This window comes from Paenibacillus sp. FSL R7-269 (assembly GCF_000517865.1).
Classification (GTDB): Bacteria; Bacillota; Bacilli; order Paenibacillales; family Paenibacillaceae; genus Paenibacillus_AQ.
On record NZ_ASPS01000068.1, the window covers coordinates 15,457 to 33,730 of the forward strand.

At 54.4% G+C, this 18,274-nt stretch carries 15 protein-coding genes and 1 riboswitch; of the genes, 6 read left to right on the plus strand and 9 right to left on the minus strand.

Going from position 1 to position 18,274, the window contains the following annotated elements:
* Positions 1 to 459: 459 nt before the first annotated feature.
* Both C162_RS26725 and C162_RS26730 read left to right on the plus strand, forming a co-directional pair.
* Positions 460 to 1,455, plus strand: a complete 996-nt coding sequence (locus C162_RS26725) for a LacI family DNA-binding transcriptional regulator (RefSeq protein ID WP_036699521.1) — start codon at positions 460 to 462, stop codon at positions 1,453 to 1,455.
* Positions 1,456 to 1,570: 115 nt separating this feature from the next.
* Complete coding sequence (locus C162_RS26730) at positions 1,571 to 3,865, plus strand: alpha-galactosidase (RefSeq protein ID WP_036699522.1); 2,295 nt, start codon at positions 1,571 to 1,573, stop codon at positions 3,863 to 3,865.
* Positions 3,866 to 4,028: 163 nt separating this feature from the next.
* Here C162_RS26730 and C162_RS26735 read toward each other — a convergent pair whose 3' ends face one another.
* Both C162_RS26735 and C162_RS26740 read right to left on the minus strand, forming a co-directional pair.
* The gene (locus C162_RS26735) at positions 4,029 to 5,459 is read right to left on the minus strand and encodes a flotillin family protein (RefSeq protein ID WP_036699523.1); all 1,431 of its coding nucleotides are present in this window, start codon (positions 5,457 to 5,459) and stop codon (positions 4,029 to 4,031) included.
* Positions 5,460 to 5,476: 17 nt separating this feature from the next.
* The gene (locus C162_RS26740; RefSeq protein WP_036699525.1) at positions 5,477 to 5,974 is read right to left on the minus strand and encodes a hypothetical protein; all 498 of its coding nucleotides are present in this window, start codon (positions 5,972 to 5,974) and stop codon (positions 5,477 to 5,479) included.
* 723 nt (positions 5,975 to 6,697) lie between these two features.
* A riboswitch (cyclic di-AMP (ydaO/yuaA leader) is annotated at positions 6,698 to 6,880 on the minus strand.
* 635 nt (positions 6,881 to 7,515) lie between these two features.
* Between C162_RS26740 and C162_RS26755 the strand changes: the two genes are divergently transcribed.
* From C162_RS26755 to C162_RS26765, 3 genes are all read left to right on the plus strand, one after another.
* Positions 7,516 to 8,136 (plus strand): TetR/AcrR family transcriptional regulator, encoded by a 621-nt coding sequence (locus C162_RS26755; protein ID WP_036699527.1) that lies wholly within the window; start codon positions 7,516 to 7,518, stop codon positions 8,134 to 8,136.
* Positions 8,137 to 8,165: 29 nt separating this feature from the next.
* A complete protein-coding gene (locus tag C162_RS26760) occupies positions 8,166 to 10,622 on the plus strand; it encodes an MMPL family transporter (protein WP_036699528.1) in 2,457 nt (818 codons plus the stop codon).
* Positions 10,623 to 10,917: 295 nt separating this feature from the next.
* Positions 10,918 to 11,214 carry a GNAT family N-acetyltransferase gene (locus tag C162_RS26765; protein ID WP_051493959.1) on the plus strand — a complete coding sequence of 99 codons (297 nt, stop codon included), beginning with the start codon at positions 10,918 to 10,920 and terminating at the stop codon, positions 11,212 to 11,214.
* Between the two features lie 205 nt (positions 11,215 to 11,419).
* On the opposite strand, the gene C162_RS26770 is transcribed toward C162_RS26765, so the two are convergent.
* From C162_RS26770 to C162_RS26780, 3 genes are read right to left on the minus strand one after another with little or no spacing between them, the layout of a single operon-like run.
* Positions 11,420 to 11,869 (minus strand): DUF1877 family protein, encoded by a 450-nt coding sequence (locus C162_RS26770; protein ID WP_051493960.1) that lies wholly within the window; start codon positions 11,867 to 11,869, stop codon positions 11,420 to 11,422.
* A 44-nt stretch (positions 11,870 to 11,913) separates the two neighbouring features.
* Positions 11,914 to 13,356 (minus strand): cardiolipin synthase, encoded by a 1,443-nt coding sequence (cls, locus tag C162_RS26775; protein ID WP_036699529.1) that lies wholly within the window; start codon positions 13,354 to 13,356, stop codon positions 11,914 to 11,916.
* A 36-nt stretch (positions 13,357 to 13,392) separates the two neighbouring features.
* Complete coding sequence (locus tag C162_RS26780) at positions 13,393 to 13,764, minus strand: winged helix-turn-helix transcriptional regulator (protein WP_036699530.1); 372 nt, start codon at positions 13,762 to 13,764, stop codon at positions 13,393 to 13,395.
* A 169-nt stretch (positions 13,765 to 13,933) separates the two neighbouring features.
* Here C162_RS26780 and C162_RS26785 point away from each other — a divergent pair, with 169 nt between their 5' ends.
* A complete protein-coding gene (locus C162_RS26785) occupies positions 13,934 to 14,521 on the plus strand; it encodes an NAD(P)H oxidoreductase (protein WP_036699532.1) in 588 nt (195 codons plus the stop codon).
* Between the two features lie 22 nt (positions 14,522 to 14,543).
* Here the strand turns inward: C162_RS26785 and C162_RS26790 are convergent, their stop codons facing one another.
* The 4 genes from C162_RS26790 to C162_RS26805 form a co-directional block, all read right to left on the minus strand.
* Positions 14,544 to 15,425, minus strand: a complete 882-nt coding sequence (locus C162_RS26790) for a PhzF family phenazine biosynthesis protein (RefSeq protein ID WP_036699533.1) — start codon at positions 15,423 to 15,425, stop codon at positions 14,544 to 14,546.
* Between the two features lie 67 nt (positions 15,426 to 15,492).
* The gene (locus C162_RS26795) at positions 15,493 to 16,302 is read right to left on the minus strand and encodes an alpha/beta fold hydrolase (protein ID WP_235218542.1); all 810 of its coding nucleotides are present in this window, start codon (positions 16,300 to 16,302) and stop codon (positions 15,493 to 15,495) included.
* A gap of 23 nt (positions 16,303 to 16,325) precedes the next feature.
* On the minus strand, positions 16,326 to 16,556 hold the full coding sequence (locus C162_RS26800) for a hypothetical protein (RefSeq protein ID WP_051493962.1): 231 nt from the start codon (positions 16,554 to 16,556) through the stop codon (positions 16,326 to 16,328).
* 215 nt (positions 16,557 to 16,771) lie between these two features.
* On the minus strand, positions 16,772 to 18,268 hold the full coding sequence (locus C162_RS26805; protein ID WP_051493963.1) for a beta-N-acetylhexosaminidase: 1,497 nt from the start codon (positions 18,266 to 18,268) through the stop codon (positions 16,772 to 16,774).
* Positions 18,269 to 18,274: the final 6 nt, after the last annotated feature.

Sequence of the window (18,274 nt, forward strand, 5' to 3'; positions counted from 1 at the left end):
CCTTTTTGTTTGCGTACAAACGGAATAACGGGCTGTGGCTTTCGTTTACGAAGAGAAAGAGCCGAACAATAAAGCAAGACTTACCTGGAGCTTGTTCCAAACTCCTCTTAGGCTTATTTGGCATCTGGCGGACTCAGATGACGCTATTATGCGAAAAAACCAACTTTTCTTGTGTTTGCGGACTCAGAAGCGCTTATATTTCCATTTGCAGCTATAAATGAGGAGTAATGGGTTGGTTAACTGCTTCTGAGTCCGCCTAGCCTGCTTAATGGTGTAATCTGCCGCTGATAAGGTCTTTCCAGTCCGCGAGAATGTTGGGGCGGGCGATACGGCGGTGATTCTGAGTTAATTCCCTTCCCATGTAAGCGCTCTTCAAAATCTGCTTGAAAGAACCCTTAAGGGATGATAGGATTAAGGTGAAAATTTAGTAAATTTATTAACTAAAAAGGCGTGATCTGCTTGGCAACGATTAAAGATATCGCCCGGGAGGCCGGCGTATCGGCCGCAACCGTATCCAGAGTGCTAAATAATGACCTGTCCCTGGCTGTCAGCGAGGAGACACGCAGCCGCGTATTCACCGTGGCCGGGCAACTGGGCTACAAGCCCTCACGGGTACGGCAGCTGAAGCGGGAGAATGAGTTGGGCAGTAAGACGATCTCGCTCCTGCTCTGGTGTACAGCCGAAGAGGAACGGGACGACCCTTATTACGGCTCCATCCGGCGCGGCGTGGAGATGCGCTGTGAGGAGCTGGGCATCCGGCTGGGCCAGACGCTGCGCGGACATAGCTCGCCAGCCCCGCTGCGCTCCGCCGGTGACGGACTTATTGTAGTCGGCGGAAGCTTCCAGCCGGGAGAGCTTGCGAAGCTGCACCAGGACCCATGCACCACCGTGCTAGTCGACCATTACTCCGAGCGCACGGAATATGACTCCGTGCGCACGCATTTCCGGCAGGCTGTCGATCAGGCGCTGGGCCATCTGCTGGAGCTGGGCCACCGCGAGATCGCCTTCATTGGAGGCGGCAGCGGGGAAGAGCGCCGCAGGCATCATTACACCCGGATCATGCAGAGTCAGGGCTGTTATGATCCGGCGCTGATCCGCACGGGAAGCTGGACCAGTGCTGACGGCTACCGGATGATGAGCGAGCTGCTGTCAGGTGTAAAGAGGCCTACGGCCTGCTTCGCTGCCAGTGATCCGCTGGCAGTCGGCGCCCTGCGCGCCCTGCATGATCACGGGATACAGGTGCCTGCGGGGATGGCAGTCGTCGGCTTCGATGATATCGAGATGGCGGCCTATGTCCAGCCTCCGCTGACAACGGTCCGCGCCTATCCCGAGCAGATGGGCAAAGCAGCAGTTCAGCTGCTCGCCGAGCGGTTCGAAGGACGCGAAGCCCCTTCGCATACGATGATCGGCACGAAGCTGATTGTCCGCGAGACCAGCGGCGGGACAACGGATTAACGCAGTCCGGCTGCACGGCAATCGTAGATTGTTTTTCCAAGGTATCCGTAGAAGTAAGGCTCAAGTTGGTCCAGATATCCGGACCTTATTCCAATACACAAGGAGTGTTATGATCATGAACATTTTTGCAGACGAATCGCAAGGGCTGTTTCACCTTCAGTCCAAGGACACCAGCTACATCATCCAACTGGTAGAGGGTTACCCTGCCCATGTCTACTGGGGTGCACGGCTCCGTCATGATGACAGTCTGGCCGGAGCACTGGAGCTGCGTGAACGCGCCTCCTTCTCACCAACCCCGCTCCCGCAGAAGCCCGCCCTATCGCTGGATGCCCTCCCGCAGGAGTATCCGCAGTATGGTACGAGTGATTTTCGCCGGCCGGCTTATCAGGTTCAGCTTGCGGACGGCACGCGAATCTCAGAGCTGCAATATGCAGGCTATGTAATTACACCGGGCAAACCGGCACTGGATGGACTGCCTGCGGTCTATACAGAGAACGAAGCAGAAGCGCTCACGCTTGAACTCACCTTGAAGGATGACTACGCCGGTCTGACGGTCAGACTGCTCTATACGGTGTTCGCTGACCATCAGGCGATTACCCGCTCTGTCCGCTTTGAGCATAACGGCGAAGCCCCGCTCCGGCTGGAGCAGGCGCTTAGCGCCTCGGTGGATTTTGCCGATTCCGCCTATGACACACTACACCTGAGTGGCGCATGGGCGAGAGAACGCCATGTTCAGCGCCACCCGCTTAACCCCGGAGCCGCGCTGTCCCTGGAGAGCCGCCGCGGATCAAGCAGCCATCAGGTCAACCCGTTCCTCGCGCTGCTGCGCCCGGGTGCAGATGAAGATCAGGGTGACGTCTATGGCTTCAGCCTCGTCTACAGCGGCAGCTTCAGTGCAACTGCTGAGGTGGAGCAGTTCGGCCAGACCCGTGTAAGCATCGGGATTAATCCGTTCGACTTCTCCTGGCTGCTGGAGCCGGGCCAATCCTTCCAGACCCCGGAGGCCGTGCTTGTCTATTCCAGCGAAGGCATCGGCGGCATGTCGCGCACCTATCACCGGCTGTACCGTACCCGGCTCTGCCGCGGTGTTCACCGTGATCAGGCCCGCCCGATTCTGGTCAACAACTGGGAGGCGACTTACTTCGACTTCAATGCGGACAAAATCGCGACCATCGCCAAAGCAGCAGGCCCGCTCGGCATTGAGCTATTCGTCCTTGACGACGGCTGGTTCGGCAGACGCGACAAGGATAACAGCTCGCTCGGCGACTGGTTCGAGGACCGCCGCAAGCTGCCTGAAGGTCTGGCGGATCTGGCAGGCCGGGTCAATAAGGAAGGCGTACAGTTCGGTCTATGGGTAGAGCCGGAGATGGTCTCGCCGGACAGTGAGCTATACCGCAAGCACCCGGACTGGTGCCTGCATGCCGAAGGACGCCGCCGCACGGAAGGCCGCAACCAGCTGATCCTGGATCTCTCCCGTCCAGAGGTCTGTGACTATCTGTATGAGACGCTAAGCGCTGTCTTTTCCAGTGCACCGATCCGCTATATCAAGTGGGACATGAACCGCAATATGACTGAGATTGCATCGGTGAAGGCTGCCCCGGAGCGGCAAAAAGAAACCGCCCACCGCTATATGCTCGGCCTGTATCATCTGCTGGAACGCCTGACCTCGCGCTTCCCTGACATTCTGTTCGAGAGCTGCTCCGGCGGCGGCGGCCGGTTCGATCCGGGCATGCTGTTCTACATGCCGCAGACCTGGACCAGCGACAACACCGATGCGGTGGAACGCCTGGCGATTCAGTACGGCACAAGCATCGTCTATCCGGCCAGCAGCATGGGCGCGCATGTATCTGACGTTCCGAACCATCAGGTAGACCGCATTACCTCCTTCGCTACGCGCGGCGATGTGGCGATGAGCGGTAACTTCGGCTACGAGCTGGACCTCACCAAGTTCACCGAAGCCGAGAAGGACCTGGCCGCCCGGCAGATTGCCCAGTACAAGGAGATCCGCACACTGGTACAGCAAGGAGATATGTACCGTCTGCTGAGTCCGTTCGAGGGCAGCGGTGAGACCGCCTGGATGTTCGTCAGCGGGGACAAGACTGAAGCCTTCGTCGCTTACTTCCGTGTACTCGCGAGACCTAATCCGCCAATCTCGCGCCTTACGCTCAAGGGACTGAACCCGGAGCTGGATTACGTCATCGAGACCGGGGCTGCCGGCAGCAACGAGCATGTCCATGGCGGTGCAGAAGCTTCTGCGGCCGCTGGAGGCGACAGCTCCGGTCCGTTCCAGACAGCCTTTGACGGCACACCGCTCGGCGGCGACCGCCTGATGCGCATGGGCCTGATAGTCTCTGACCTGCGCGGAGATTACGCAAGCTGCACTTACCGCCTGAGAGCGGTGCAGCGCTGATCTACAGCTTAAGACATACCACAGGCGTCAGCCTCCTTTTGGAGATTGACGCCTGTTTTTTTGTGGAGAGATGCAGTCAGGCAGGCGGCTTTGCTGCCGATTTATTAACTACTCACTGCCTACTCACTGCCTACTTACTGCCTAACTCTACTGCTCTCCTCTCCTACTCCTGTTCTTGTTCATGCTCCCGGCCAAGTAACCCGCTGAGCGCCTCTGTTACATTCATGCCGGTAAGTGTCTTGGTCAGCTCAGGCACCTGGGCCATGATTTTAGCGATATCGCCGGTAATTTTATTCACGCCTGCGGAAGCCCCATCCTGAGAGATGACGGTAATCTTGTCTACCTTGGCCAGCGGGGAGGCGATTTTCTCAGCCAGCTCGGGCAGGATTTTCAGGAATTCCACAGTCAAGGCCGCTTGAGTGAACTGTTTGTAGGCTTCAGCCTTCTTCTGCAGCGCTCCCGCTTCCGCCGCTCCGGCGAGCTGGACGATCTCCGCATTCGCCTTCCCTTTTGCCAGATCAGCTTCTGCTGTTGCCAGCCCGCGCTTAGTCGTCGTAGCAGCTTCGGCTTCCGCCTCCAGAATCTGCCGCTGCTTGGCGGCTTCCGCTCTCATAATCGTCGCTTGATTCTCCGCCTGGGCAGGCTTGATTACCGTTGCCTCCAGCTCCCGCTGTCTAAGCTCGACCTCGATCTCCCGGACTGTGCGGTTGGCTTCGGCCTCCATCTGAGTGATTTTCACCTGTTCCGTAACCAGTGACTGCTTGATCTTATTCTGCTGCAATTCGTACGCCAGATCCGCCTGCGCCTTCTTCACTTCTGTCTCCAGCTTGAAGTCCGCCTGCTTAATATTCAGCTCCTTCTCGAACAGGGATTCCTTCGCACGGGCGGCGGTTCCCGCTTCTATGGTCGCCTGATGGGCATTGGCTTTGGCAATGGAGGACTCCTTCTCCGCTTCGGCCTGCTTGATCTGTATGTCGCGTTCGGCTTCGGCCTTGGCAATACTGGCGTCTCGGCGGATACGCTCAATCTCGGGCACCCCCATATTATCGATGTACCCTTTGTCGTCGGTAATCTTCTTGATGGTGAAGCTGACCACCTCCAGCCCCATTTTGTCGAGGTCCTCCGAGCAGGTCTCCCGCATCTTGCTGTTGATCTCATCAGGGGTCTTCAGGATAGATTCTACGGTGAGCTGGCCGATCAGACCGCGCAGATGACCCTCCACCGAATGCAAAATAATCGTCTCACGGTCCTCCTCCGGCCGGTCAATGAACTGTTCACTGGCTGTGAGAATAGCGGTTGGATCGCTTTTAATCTTAATCTGGGCGACTGCCTCCAAGTTGAGCTTGATGCCCTGGCGGGAAAACATTGCCTGTGCCGGGATAACATCGAAGCTCATCAGCATCATAGAGATGGTTTTATTGTTCTGGAAGCCGGGGATGACGAACGTCCCACCGCCCTGGACGACTCTTTTGCCGCCGAGGCCGTATACGATCATAGCCTGATTGGGCGGAACCTTTTTATACGCGGTCACAATACTGGTTAACGCCAGCAGAATCACAACAACAATAGCTCCGGTTACATATAAAATTAACATTCCTCCGACACTCCCCATTAGTTTTGTTCCATTGCCCGTTCGAACAGAGTGACCGCTGCGATCCCCTTATCTGTCTTCACAATAATCACCCGATCGCCCCGCAGCAGCGACTGACCGGAGTAGGCCCGTACGCCGATGGAGCGCATGGTCCCGTGCAGCACATACTTCATCTCTCCCACTGCCCCATCCGCTGCGGCGATGCTGATATAGCCGAGCTGGCCGGCCGGATCATAATCCAGTTCACTCATACTGCTGTCATACCGGGTCATCACCCGGGCCAGCACGGTGTAGAGCAGAATGCCCGGCAGCAGGGCTATCAAGGTACAGACCAGCACTACGGCAAGCAGCTGCATCCCGCTGTATTTGACAAGCATATACCCCGTGCCGCCCCAGACGGTAACAAACACCATCAACGGAAGAATCGGCAGAAAGCCCGGCCCTCCGCTATCACCTCCCCCGACATGCAGGTGGCCTGCCAGACCGTGCCCATGAATGCTGCCACTGAGGATAAGCACGAGACCCACCCAGAAGCAGACGATAAATACAGTAGCGATGGTAACCCCTCCTTTCGATGTAATGTGATGTGATGATGCATTAGCTGACTATTTGGGTGATGCGGTAATGGACTATTGTGGCGATGCGGAAACAGACTAATGTGGTACATACAAGACTAATTCGTATTTAAATTGACTAATTAATGTTGTTATATGATTTAAATGTGCTCCTCTCCGCCACTATTTCCTTTAATTTTCACTTTAGGCTGCTTGGTTAGTAGGGGCTGAGACGCAACTTGGCATTGCCGGGATTCAGGTGCACTTGTGCTCTTCATTTGCTCGTTTAGCCAACATTGCCGGGATTCAGGTGCACTTGTGCTCTTCATTTGCTCGTTTAGCCAACATTTCCGGAATTCAGGTGCACTTGTGCTCTTCATTTGCTCGTTTAGCCAACATTTCCGGGATTCAGGTGCACTTGTGCTCTTCATTTGCTCGTTTAGCCAACATTGCCGGGATTCAGGTGCACTTGTGCCCCTCATTTGCTCGTTTAGCCAACATTGCCGGAATTCAGGTGCACTTGTGCTTTTCATCCTCCCACTTTCGGCTGCATCTGAGGGATTTATCCCTCTCATTTCCACCTCCAGCCCATTTTCAGCACAATCAGAGGGATTTATCCCTCTCCTGCACAACAAAAAGACCACAGCAGCAGGGCTCTCCGTGGTCGGTTAATCGATCATGGCGCTCATCCTCTCTCTTCGAGGCTTACGGGGTTAGCTGACGGATTCGGGCAGCGAGATTGCCCTACCTCACCAGAGCCATAGTAGCACACTAGCAAGGATTCACCCCGGGTACTCAGCAGCCCATCCTTAAGCCGCCTGCACCAGTTGGTTCCCCCGTTCCCGTTACGGAATTCAGCCATTTCAAGAACAGTGTCATTTCATTCGGTTGTTGATTGAATCTTACGCCTGCAGCCATTTAATGTAAAACCTCACAGATGACAAAAGAAGCCAAAATTGCTGTCCCTTCGCGAATGAAGGCGCATTCTTAAGCTCTGCTCTTATCCGCCCGGGAATTTGCTCGCGCTATCGTCTGTTTACACCAACATTACTCATCCTCTCACTTACTCACTTACTCACTTACTCACTTACTCACTTACTCACTTACTCACTTACTCACTTACTCACTTACTCACTTACTCACTTACTCACTTACTCACTACTCACCTACTCACCTACTCACCTACTCGCCTACTCACCTACTCACCTACTCACCTACTCACCTACTCACCTACTCACCTACTCACCTACTCACCTACTCACCTACTCACCTACTCACCTACTCGCCTAATCGCCTACTCCCCCATTTCTCATTATCCTCACAATGACTTCCACCTAACTCATCCCTCATCCCCCACCTTTTTTCTCCAGCTCATTATTACAAATTTAAAATATTCACATTTCCGCCACTCAATGCTCATTGTGCAATCTTTCCCTTTGAGCAATAATAGAACCTATAGATTCCATAGAGCTTATAGATCTGAGGGAAAGGAGGAACGTTGAAATTTGAATTCGAAACTGAATCTGCGGGACAAAAAAAAGGAAGCCACCTCCTACGCCTTAGCCGTAGCGGCTTTCGAGCTTGCGCTTGAGCATGGCATGGACGGCTTCATTGTCGACGATGTTGTTCAGAAGGCCGGGTATTCCCGGCGGACTTTTGCGAATTACTTCTCCTGTAAAGAAGAGGCAGTCGCTGCCTACTTCATTGGCATTATTGCTGTCCAAGAGAAAGAGAATAACCCGCTGGCTGCTCTGCCGCCGGATGCTACACCGCTCGATGCCCTGTACAATCTGCTGAAGCTGCAATTCACCTCGGAGTTCCTGCATAAGCTGCGGCAGTTCGTCTCCCTGGCGAATCAGTATCCGTCCCTGGAGCCTTACATTCTCAATGTCTTCCGGCATTTGCAGATCACCGCCCAGGAGACGCTGCAGCAGTTCACCCGTGGACGGTATGCCGATGGATATACCCACCTGCTGGTAGGTGCCGTCTATGGGGCCTTCGTGCCTATCTTGGACGGACGGCTGAATGTCATGCTGCCGGGCGAACAGCTGAGTGAAGGCTCCGATGCCATGCCGTTTGAACAATACCTGAATTCCATGTTTGCTTATTTACGCAACGGCTTCTAAATTCACAGATAAAGAGGAGAAACCATTACATGTCTACCTTTCTATACCGCTTAGGAAAATCGGCTTATGCCAAGCCTTGGGCCTTCATTGCAGTCTGGATCATTGTACTCGGAGTTGTAGGCACCCTGATTGGAGTCAACGGCATTCAATCCAGCTCCGAGATGAAAATTGAAGGCACAGAGTCGCAAAAAGTGCTGGATAAGCTGACAAAAGAGCTGCCCGCTGCAGCCGGCGGCCAGGCTAGTATCGCCTTCACTGTACCGGACGGGGAGCGCCTTGATACGCCTGAGCGTACAGCGCTGCTGCTGAAGGCTATTAATGATGTATACAACATGGAATATGTCATTAACCCTGCCGAACTGGCAGCACAAGCAGCGGCAGCCGCGGCCGGCCAAGCTGCCGCTGATCCTTCCGCTGCTGCGGGCCAAGCTGCCGCTGATCCTTCCGCCACTGAGGGCCAAGCTGCCGCTGATCCTTCCGCTGCTGCGGGCCAAGCCGCTGCCGATCCTTCCGCCGCTGCGGGCCAAGCTGCCGCTGATCCTTCCGCCGCTGCGGGCCAAGCTGCCGCTGATCCTTCCGCCGCCGCTCAGGCAGCACCGTTCGGTCCGCTGATCGTTGACGGCATTCCGGTTCCCGGCGTGATGCTGTCGGCTAACGGCAGCATTGCCCTGTTCCAGTTCCAGTTCACTGTGCAGCAGACATCGCTGCCATCGGATGTACCGGATAACATCATCAATACTGTAACCGAAGTGGAACAGTCCGGTTCAGGAATTACAGCGATTCCAAGCGACTCGCTCAAAAGCATGCCGGCCATCGGCTCCACGGAAGCGATCGGCGTGGCCGTTGCTGCCGTCGTATTGTTCCTGACGCTGGGCTCAGTCGTAGCCGCAGGCCTGCCGCTGCTGACCGCGCTTCTCGGAGTCGGCATTAGCGTCGGAGGTGCCTTTGCCCTCGGCAGCCTGATCCAGATGAACGATATTACACCGGTTCTTGCCGTGATGATCGGTCTCGCCGTGGGGATCGACTACTCGCTGTTCATTGTGAACCGCCAGCGCCGTCTGATCCTGGATGAGAAATTAAGCGCAGCCGAAGCAGCCAGCCGTGCTCTGGGCACCGCAGGCAGTGCTGTATTCTTCGCGGGTCTGACCGTTATTATCGCCCTGTGCGGCATGCTCGTCATTGGCATCGGCTTCTTATCGACAATGGCACTTGTGGCTGCGGCCAGTGTTCTGATCAACGTCCTGCTGGCCTTATCCCTGCTGCCTGCGCTGCTCGGACTGGTCGGTGAACGGATCGTAACCGCCAAAGCCCGGACCAAGCACAGCACCGCAGCCAAAAAATCACAGCACAGCTTCTCCCATCGCTGGGCGAATGCTACAGTAAAATACCGCTGGGCCATCATCGTACTCGTAGTGCTGGTGCTTGGCACAGCCGCAATTCCGGTAACCAAGATGGAGCTGGGTATTCCATCCGGCGCCTCGGCGAACCTGGATACTCCGGCCCGCCAGAGCTATGATGTCATCTCCAAAGGGTTCGGCGAAGGCTTCAACGGCCCGCTCCTGCTCGTAGCAGAGCCGAAGAATCCATCCGATACCCTCTCAATGCAGGTCGTAGGCAAGCTGGTGCAGGAGCTGCAAATGCATGATAATGTTACACTGGTGTCCCCGATGGGCTTGAATCCCACCGGTAAGCTCGCCATTATCAGCCTGATTCCGGCCACAGGCCCGACAGATCCCGCAACCAGAGATCTGGTGCAGGAGCTGCGCGATCCGAATTCCGCTCTGACCTCCGGGAACAATATTAATCTTGGCGTGACCGGCTTCACCGCCATCAATATTGATATGTCCTCGAAGCTGTCCGATGCCTTCCCGGTATACATCGGGATCATCGTGATCCTGTCGCTGATCATACTGCTACTGGTGTTCCGGTCGATTATCGTACCTATCAAAGCAACCGTCGGCTTCGTGTTAAGTATTATTGCCACCTTCGGCGTGACCACTGCCGTCTATCAATGGGGCTGGCTACATTCCCTATTCGGCTTTGATACCGGCGGCCCGCTGCTCAGCTTCATGCCGATCCTGGTCACAGGTATTCTATACGGGCTCGCCATGGATTATCAGGTCTTCCTGGTCAGCTCCATGCGTGAAGCTTATGTCCATGGCCGCCATGGCAAGGACAGTGTCATTCACGGCTATGATCTGGCCAGCCGGGTCGTACTGGCCGCAGGTGTGATCATGGTATCTGTCTTCGCAGGCTTCATCTTCGCCCCGGATGCGATGATTAAGCAGATCGGCTTCGCCCTGGCCTTTGGCATCCTGATCGATGCCTTCATCATCCGGATGACGCTTGTTCCGGCCGTCATGGCCGTCTTCGGCGACAAAGCCTGGTGGCTGCCGAAATGGCTGGACCGCCTGCTGCCGAATCTCGATGTCGAAGGCGATAAGCTGATCGCCAAGCTGAATGCCGAGAGCGGACAAAACAAGTAGAAACGGCTTTGCCGTCCTAATAAGGACGGTACCGTTTCAGCGAGAAATAGAAGGAAAAATTATCGTGTAAAACATATAAATTCTTCTATTTGCACTAAACTCGCCACACAAAGTGGAGACCTGGCTTCGATGCTAACTCAGGTACTTTGCGGGACCCAAGACCTTTACATCTCCCCGGAATAACGAACGGCACTCCAGCCGTTCTCCCGGTACAAATAGAGCCTGCGGCATCGTCCGCAGGCTCTATTTTGATATAATGGCTATAATTGAATTCAGCTACTAAGGAGGCATACCCATGAACATTATAGAACTGGACCTTGCTCAGAATCAGCAGGAAATCTCCAGGCTCCTGGAGGAACACAGCCGCCGCATGGACAGCAGCATTCCGCCTTATCAGCGTGAGGTAATCTCCCTCGCCGCTTACGAGAACGGCGTCTTCATCGGCGGCGTTACCGGGGATATGGTCTGGAATATTCTGAATGTGCACTTGCTGGCCGTGGACCCCGGATACAGGGGGCATGGACTCGGCGGAACTCTGCTGAAGGAGCTGGAAGCCAGAGCAGCGGGGCGCGGCTGTAAGGTTAGCGAATAGACCACGATGAGCTGGCAGGCACCGCATTTTTATCAGAAGCAGGGGTATGAGATCTTCGGTGAAATTAAAGATTGCCCCAATGAAGGCCAGACGAAATATTATCTTCAGAAAAAATTGCAGCCGTAACCCCCCACTCCTATGTAGAAACGGTACCTCCTTGTAACAAGGACAGTACCGTTTCTGTGAGCTATATAAGGAGGATAATTCAAGCCACACTGAAAATAACATGCTTCCCGGCAGCCGCTGCCCTCCGGTAAAAGTCCAGAAGTCCGGTAAAGTCACTTGTCACCTGCTGCCTTAGCGCCTCTTCAATGTCACCTGTCTCCAGTGTATCTAAATCCACCTGCTGCATCGCTGCAATAATATCTTCCAGTTCATCCTGCTCCGTGCACGCGAAGAACCCGTCCTCCTCTTCCACCTCAAACACATGGACGCCGACAACCGCTTCACTTAACGGATCGCATTCGATAGGCTCACTGGCTGAGACTCCGGTTAGCGCGAGATGCAGTTCCTCCCACAGCTTGTCGATATCGTAGTGTTCACTCCCGCCTTCAATCAGCTTCTCCAGCGTATCCATCAGCTCCGCCCCGTCCATCTCCATCATGCGCTCCAGCGTATCCTCATCCACCATGACATATTGACCCAGCATCCCCATTTGTCCTTCCTCCTTTTATAGGTACGGCTGCATCACCAGTCTTCTTACAGAATAGGTGACAGCAGCCGGGAAATCCCCTCTTTCAGCTTAATTACCAGCGAGCGCTGCGCATAACGCTCCACGGTAAGCTCAGAGCACAGCCTGACATCATTTAGGAAAATGTCCTGGAGCTGTTCGGCAATCGCCCGGTCATACACAATGGCATTGACCTCGAAGTTCAGCCGGAAGCTGCGTGAATCGATATTCATCGTCCCGACAGAGGCAACCTCCCCGTCTGCGACAATCGTTTTGGCGTGCAGGAAGCCGTTCTCGTAGAGCAGGATTTTGGCCCCGTAATTCAGCAGATCCCCGGCATAGGCCCAGGTGGCCCAATATACGAACGGATGGTCAGGCTTGTTAGGGATCATGATCTGCAGATCCACCCCGGAGAGCAGGGCGATTTTGCAGGCATCCATGAAGCTTGTGTCCGGTATGAAGTATGGGGTCTGGATATACACGCTCTCCTTGGCTGACAAAATCAGCTTAATATACATGTTCTTAAGATGCTCCGTCGACGAATTGGGGCCGCTGGTAATGATCTGGACCGGGCTTGTCCCTGTATGCTGCTCCATGTTGAAGACGAATTCCCCGTAATCCCCTCGCTCATGCTTCCCGGCCTGATGCCAGTCGAGGATGAATCTGCCCTGGATATGGCTGACCGCATTTCCGGTGATTCGAAGATGCGTGTCCCGCCAATAGCCGAACTTCTTAACCTGCCCCAGATACTCATCTCCCACATTGAACCCGCCTATATAGGCAATGCTTCCGTCAATAATGCACAGCTTGCGGTGATTCCTGTTGTTGATCCGGAAGTTCAGCGGCTTGATCAGGGACGGGAAGAACACTTCAACCTCGCCCCCTGCTGCACGCAACTCTCTGAAAAAATGCCGCGAAATCCGCTTCGAGCCGACCTCGTCATATAGCAGCCGCACCTTCACGCCTTCCCGCGCCTTTCGGGTTAATTCATCCCTCAGCTGCTTGCCCAGAGCGTCCGGCTGAATGATGTAGTACTGAATATTGATTTCTGCGCGGGCTGAGCGGATATCCGCGAACAATGCGGCGAACTTCTGGTGGCCGTCACTGTAAATGACAATATCATTATCGTTAGATAACAAGCCGTGCGACGAGCGGATATTCATGTTGATGAGCTGGGCATAGTTCTGCAGCAGCTGCGACCTGTCATCCGCCCCTTCCGCAAAAGCTGCCAGCTGCTTGTCCGCTTCAGCCTGGACATATTCCTGCTCTTCGATGAAGAGCTTGTAGAAATTCTTCTTTTTGAGATTACGCCCGAAAAAGATATACAAGACAAATCCCAGTATCGGGATGAAAAACAGCACCATCAGCCAGGCCCAGGTATACCCGGCCTCCCTGCGCTCAATGAACAGAAAGCCCAGGGCCAGAATGATGTTAATGAGGGTGACGACTGTGGTTAGACTTGCAAACTCCATGCTCTTTCCCCTTTCCTCTCTGTCTCTCTCTGCTGCCTAAAAGTCCTCCAGCACCTTGGACCTGTCGCCATGAATCCTGTCCAGGTGCTCCTCTCCCCAGTAGCATAACAGATCCAGCGCGGGCTTCAGCCCCCAGCCGTAGGAAGTCAGCTCATACTCCACTCTGGGCGGAATCTCCTGGTAAATGGTCCGCGAGATAATCTCATCGCTCTCCAGACCCCTTAACTGGGCGGTCAGCACCTTCTGGGTTAAGCCGGGAATGAGCCGCAGCAGCTCGGAGGTGCGCTTCTGTCCGGTCATCAGATGGTAGATAATTAGCGGCTTCCACTTGCCGCCCATCACTTCGAGCGCTGCCTCCACGCCGACTCTATACTTTTTGGGAACGCTATCGCCACTCTGTTCAGTCATTGCTTCTGCCTCCGTTATGTAGGGTACCTCAATGTTCCTATGGAACATACACCTTCCTATAGAACAGCAAAGTGCGTACTTCCGCATTATTTTATTCCTGTATATAATAGCATCAGCCAAGGAACATGGCTACAAACCTGCTGTTAAGAAAGGTAGTGAAGATACCAGCATGAGCATATTAATCGTCGTATCACACCCGAGACAGGATTCCCTGACCTTCCAGGTCGCCCGCCGTTTCGCAGAGGGACTTACCGCAGCCGGACACGGCTATGAAATATTGGATTTGCATGGGATAGGGTTTGACCCTGTCCTGCAGGGAAGGGAAGAACTCCATATGACCGCAGGTGAACAGGAACAACCCTATTCACCTGAACTAGAGCGGGAAATGGAGCGGGTGCGGCAGCATGACGGTCTGGCATTTGTGTTTCCACTGTGGTGGTGGCATCTGCCGGCCATGCTGAAGGGGTATATCGACCGGGTGGTGAACAACAGGGTTGCCTACGGCACAAATAACTTACATGGTTATCGTGCACTGTGGCTGGCGCTGGCAGGCGTAACAGAGGCGCAGATGAAAAAGCGCAGCTATGATGAAGCAACCACCCGTCTGCTGAACGTGGGAATTGCCGATTACTGCGGAATCACGGACTCCAGAGTAGAATTCCTCTACGATACTGCGAGTTCCGCACCCGGACACCGTGAGGCGTTGCTGGAACAGGCCTATCAGGCGGGATTACATTATGGCAAGGGGGAAAACTGACAAATCGCAGGAATAAGGGAGATCACAGAGTCACATCAAATTCATTCACATAAACGGCGTTGCCCGTCACTTCTATAGTATTGCCGTTGTCCGACACGGACACTCTGACTCTGCCGTCCCTGCCGATCTCTTGGCCCTGCTCGATCAGCAGCTCGAAGGAGGGGGCTTGTCCGCCGATGTACCTGGAATAATAAGCCCCCATCACCCCAGAGGCTGTGCCTGTAACCGGGTCCTCAATAGTCCCTGAGAAGGGGGAGGAGAAATGGCGGGCGTGCATATGTGCCTCTGGATCATTCGTCTCCAGGCAGAACGGGTGAATGGACGAGCGGGGCATCTCCTTCAGCACCTCTGGAAACCGCTTGTTGTCAGGCTGCATCCGGGTGAAGGCATCAAGGCTTGTAATCGGGACCAGTAAGGTCCACGTTCCAGTGTTGCCGTACATGGTCGGCAGGGTCTGATCAATATCACCGGGCTCAAGGCCGATCGAGCGGGCCAGGTCCTCAAGTGATCCTTTAAAAGCTTCAAACTGCGGACTGGCCTGCCTCATCGTCATATAGAGTTCGCCGCTATCTTCTGTGAGACGGATGGGCAAGACTCCTGCCTTGGTCTCGATGGTTAACTCTTTTTTGTCCCCCAGCATCCCCTTGCTCTTCAGGGCATACAACAACGCCATGGTCCCGTGACCGCAGAGATTCATCTCATGCCCCGGGGTGAAATAACGGATTCTGATATCCGCCTGGTTGGATTTTAACGGAAACGCCGTCTCATTGAAACCCACCTTCGCTGTAATCTCCTGCATTTGCTGCTCTGTAAGACCCTCGCTGTCCAAGACAACCCCTGCCGGGTTCCCTTTGTTCGGAATACTGCTGAATGCATCGTAATGATAGACTTTGATGTTCTGCACACCTGCACCGCCTGTCTTTTTTGAGTATTATGTTAGCATAAATTAATAGAATGTGAATTTAAGATATTTAGGCATTATGATTATCCCGCAGAAATTCTACAGTCAGCGCAGAGAACTTCTCAGGTTCTTCTATAAAAGGCAGGTGGCGGCCGTCCGGGAATATTATTTTCGTGGAACGTCTGATGCCTTTGTGCAGAATTTCTGCGGTCTCTCTATTGTATGGGTGGTCCAATGCGCCAATGAGGATAAGAACTGGTTGAGCAATCTCCGCTAATCTATGAATGGCATAAGGCTTGGGGACGCGCGATAGGCTTGGAGGGAACCGACAGAAGTTGCCGGGATTCCGCACATTGTCTATCGTTTTCTGTCTGGCCTTTTCTTTTGTTGCCGCAGGGAAGTAATAGTCCCAATAAGAATTAGCGATAAAATGGTCAATAGCTTGTTCAGCACCCTTCAGCCTGACCTGAATATGCTGTTTGATCCCCTGCCATAGCATCCTGGCGGGATAGCTGCGGCCGCTGACCGAAGGGGCTGCCAGAATGAGGCGGTCCACATAGCCTGGATAGACCAGCGTGAAATCGGTGGCTACGCTGCCGCCCAGGGATGAACCAACTAGAGTTACTTTTGTGAGGCCAAGGGTGTCCAGCAGCAGCTTCAGGTCCTCTACATGAGAGAACGAAGCGCGGGGAGTGTCCGAATGTCCGTAGCCCCGCAGATCATAGCCGATAACATCGTAGCTGGTGGAGAACCTCTCCATCTGCTCCTCCCATATCCGGTGGTCATTATAATTGCCATGGATGAAAACAACAGGATCGCCGCTACCTTTTCTCTCATGAAACAGAGCTCCGCCTTCTACCTCTATGTATCCCGGACTCAACAACCACCCTTCGCCCCGTCCCTTCATAGCAGATCTGCCTTGTGCAGACTGTCTTCAATGATCGACCGCAGCACCTCAGAGACGGAATAGTCACCTCTGCCGCAGCTACGGTCAATTTCATTCCAAACTTCCTGCGGCAACGTCAGCGAGATTTTGCGCGTAACACCGATTGGTTTGCGGCCGGCACCTCTGCGTGCCCCGCCCTGTTTGCTTACCTTATTCACGCCGGTTGACACTTGGTTATCCTCCATCATTTATCACCCGCCATTATCATTACACATCGTGATGGCATGTTCAATTTATGCTACCTTAATCAAAACGCATACACCCGGTGCATGGATGCTATGCGTGCCCAATGTGGTCGGTTTTTCGATGACATACAAAAAAAACAGCAACGAACCTCGCCCTAAAGCGGACGATATCCGTTGCTGCAATCATAAAAAGCTATACGATTTGTCTATTCTGTTGTCTACTCAGCCGCATCTTGCTTCCCCAGCCAAGCCAACTCCGCCATCGCCCGCAGCGGGCCGCGAATGCCTGCGGCCACTTCCCCTTCGGTCTGTGCTTCCGGCTTGTCGCTCCAGATGGAGAAGGTGGTGCCAACCAGTTCGCGCGGGTAGGCTCCCGTGTATTCCTGTTTGGCTTCACCGGTGCGGTTCGGGAACAGTCCGGGATGCCAGGAGGCGCGGATTTTCTCAGCTGTCGGATAAGTGTAGCCTGCATGTTCGCCCAGCACGTAATACAAGTAGCCGTCGTTGTAGTTGATCACCTGATGCCCCTTGGCGAGGATGTCCTCCACCGGGGCCATCATCGGGTGCCACTTCGTCCAATATGTGATCTGAATAGACGGCTTGGGCGCGACCCGCTGGGTCTGATCCGCACGGTACAGGCCATCATTCCAGGCGCGGACCGTCCAGCCCATCGACTCCAAATGTTCAGCGACTTCATTAAGGTAATCAATATACGTGTCCACACCCGTGCCGCCGCTGATGTTCAACACATTCCGGGCATACTCCGCGAGCTGCGGATACTTATCGAACTCCGCGAAGTTGATGAATTCATCCCCGCCGATATGAAAAAAGCGGCTGCCGGCAAATAACTCGGCATATTCGTCGATCAGTTCCAGCACGAACCGGCGGGCTGCCGGATTCGTAATATCCAGCGCACCCGGGGCCGCGTTGCCCGCTGCATCCTTGAGCAGCCACTCCGGATGCATCCGGAGGGCCTGTCCCAGATGCCCCGGTGAATCCAATGAAGGGATGATATCCACATGATAACGCTGTGCCTCAAGAATAATCGCCTTTATCTCCTGCTTGGTCAAAGCCTGCTCCGATACCACCTCAGGATGGCTCTCGCTCATCAGCCGGAAGCCCTCGTTCTCGGAGAAATGCAGCTGCAGCGTATTCAGCCGCAGCCGAGACATCTCTCTGATCCGCTCCAGGAGCCAGTCTTCGCTATAGAATTTGCGGCCGATGTCGATATGCAGCGCCCGCTCAGGCATTACGGGATAATCGGTGACTCTACCATAAGGAACGAAGCCGTCATTCGCCAGTCTCTGCAACAGCGTCCGCAGACCATACATCAACGCACGTTCACTTGAGGCGGTGATCTTCGCACAGGCCCCGATGTCAATGACGTAAGCTTCCTGGCTGTCCGGCTTTCCAGTAGCTTCATGTTCCGTCAGTTCAATGACGATATCGCCCGAAGCGGATGCCTCCGTATCCCCGTAAGCAACCGTCATGATCCTGTCAGCAGGTGTCAGAATACCCGCGTATTCCCCCAGAACAATGAAGACCGTTTCGTTCAGAACACTGTTATTATCCGATCTGGCATTGTCCACAATCCGGGTTTTGGACCCGGCAGACAGCCGCCATTGTCCCCCGGATGCTGCCGCAATCTGCTGCTGTACACTGGTGAGCGGGCCGTTATTGGAGGTGCGCCGCTCTAATGGTTCATTCTTATCCATATCCAT

What these genes read in the sequence shown, in the direction of transcription:
- C162_RS26730 (WP_036699522.1), top strand. Translation starts at nt 1,571, where the DNA reads ATGAACATTTTTGCAGACGAATCGCAAGGGCTGTTTCACCTTCAGTCC.
- C162_RS26735 (WP_036699523.1), bottom strand. Translation starts at nt 5,459, where the DNA reads ATGTTAATTTTATATGTAACCGGAGCTATTGTTGTTGTGATTCTGCTG.
- C162_RS26760 (WP_036699528.1), top strand. Translation starts at nt 8,166, where the DNA reads ATGTCTACCTTTCTATACCGCTTAGGAAAATCGGCTTATGCCAAGCCT.
- C162_RS26765 (WP_051493959.1), top strand. Translation starts at nt 10,918, where the DNA reads ATGAACATTATAGAACTGGACCTTGCTCAGAATCAGCAGGAAATCTCC.
- C162_RS26770 (WP_051493960.1), bottom strand. Translation starts at nt 11,869, where the DNA reads ATGGGGATGCTGGGTCAATATGTCATGGTGGATGAGGATACGCTGGAG.
- cls (WP_036699529.1), bottom strand. Translation starts at nt 13,356, where the DNA reads ATGGAGTTTGCAAGTCTAACCACAGTCGTCACCCTCATTAACATCATT.
- C162_RS26780 (WP_036699530.1), bottom strand. Translation starts at nt 13,764, where the DNA reads ATGACTGAACAGAGTGGCGATAGCGTTCCCAAAAAGTATAGAGTCGGC.
- C162_RS26785 (WP_036699532.1), top strand. Translation starts at nt 13,934, where the DNA reads ATGAGCATATTAATCGTCGTATCACACCCGAGACAGGATTCCCTGACC.
- C162_RS26800 (WP_051493962.1), bottom strand. Translation starts at nt 16,556, where the DNA reads ATGATGGAGGATAACCAAGTGTCAACCGGCGTGAATAAGGTAAGCAAA.
- C162_RS26805 (WP_051493963.1), bottom strand. Translation starts at nt 18,268, where the DNA reads ATGGATAAGAATGAACCATTAGAGCGGCGCACCTCCAATAACGGCCCG.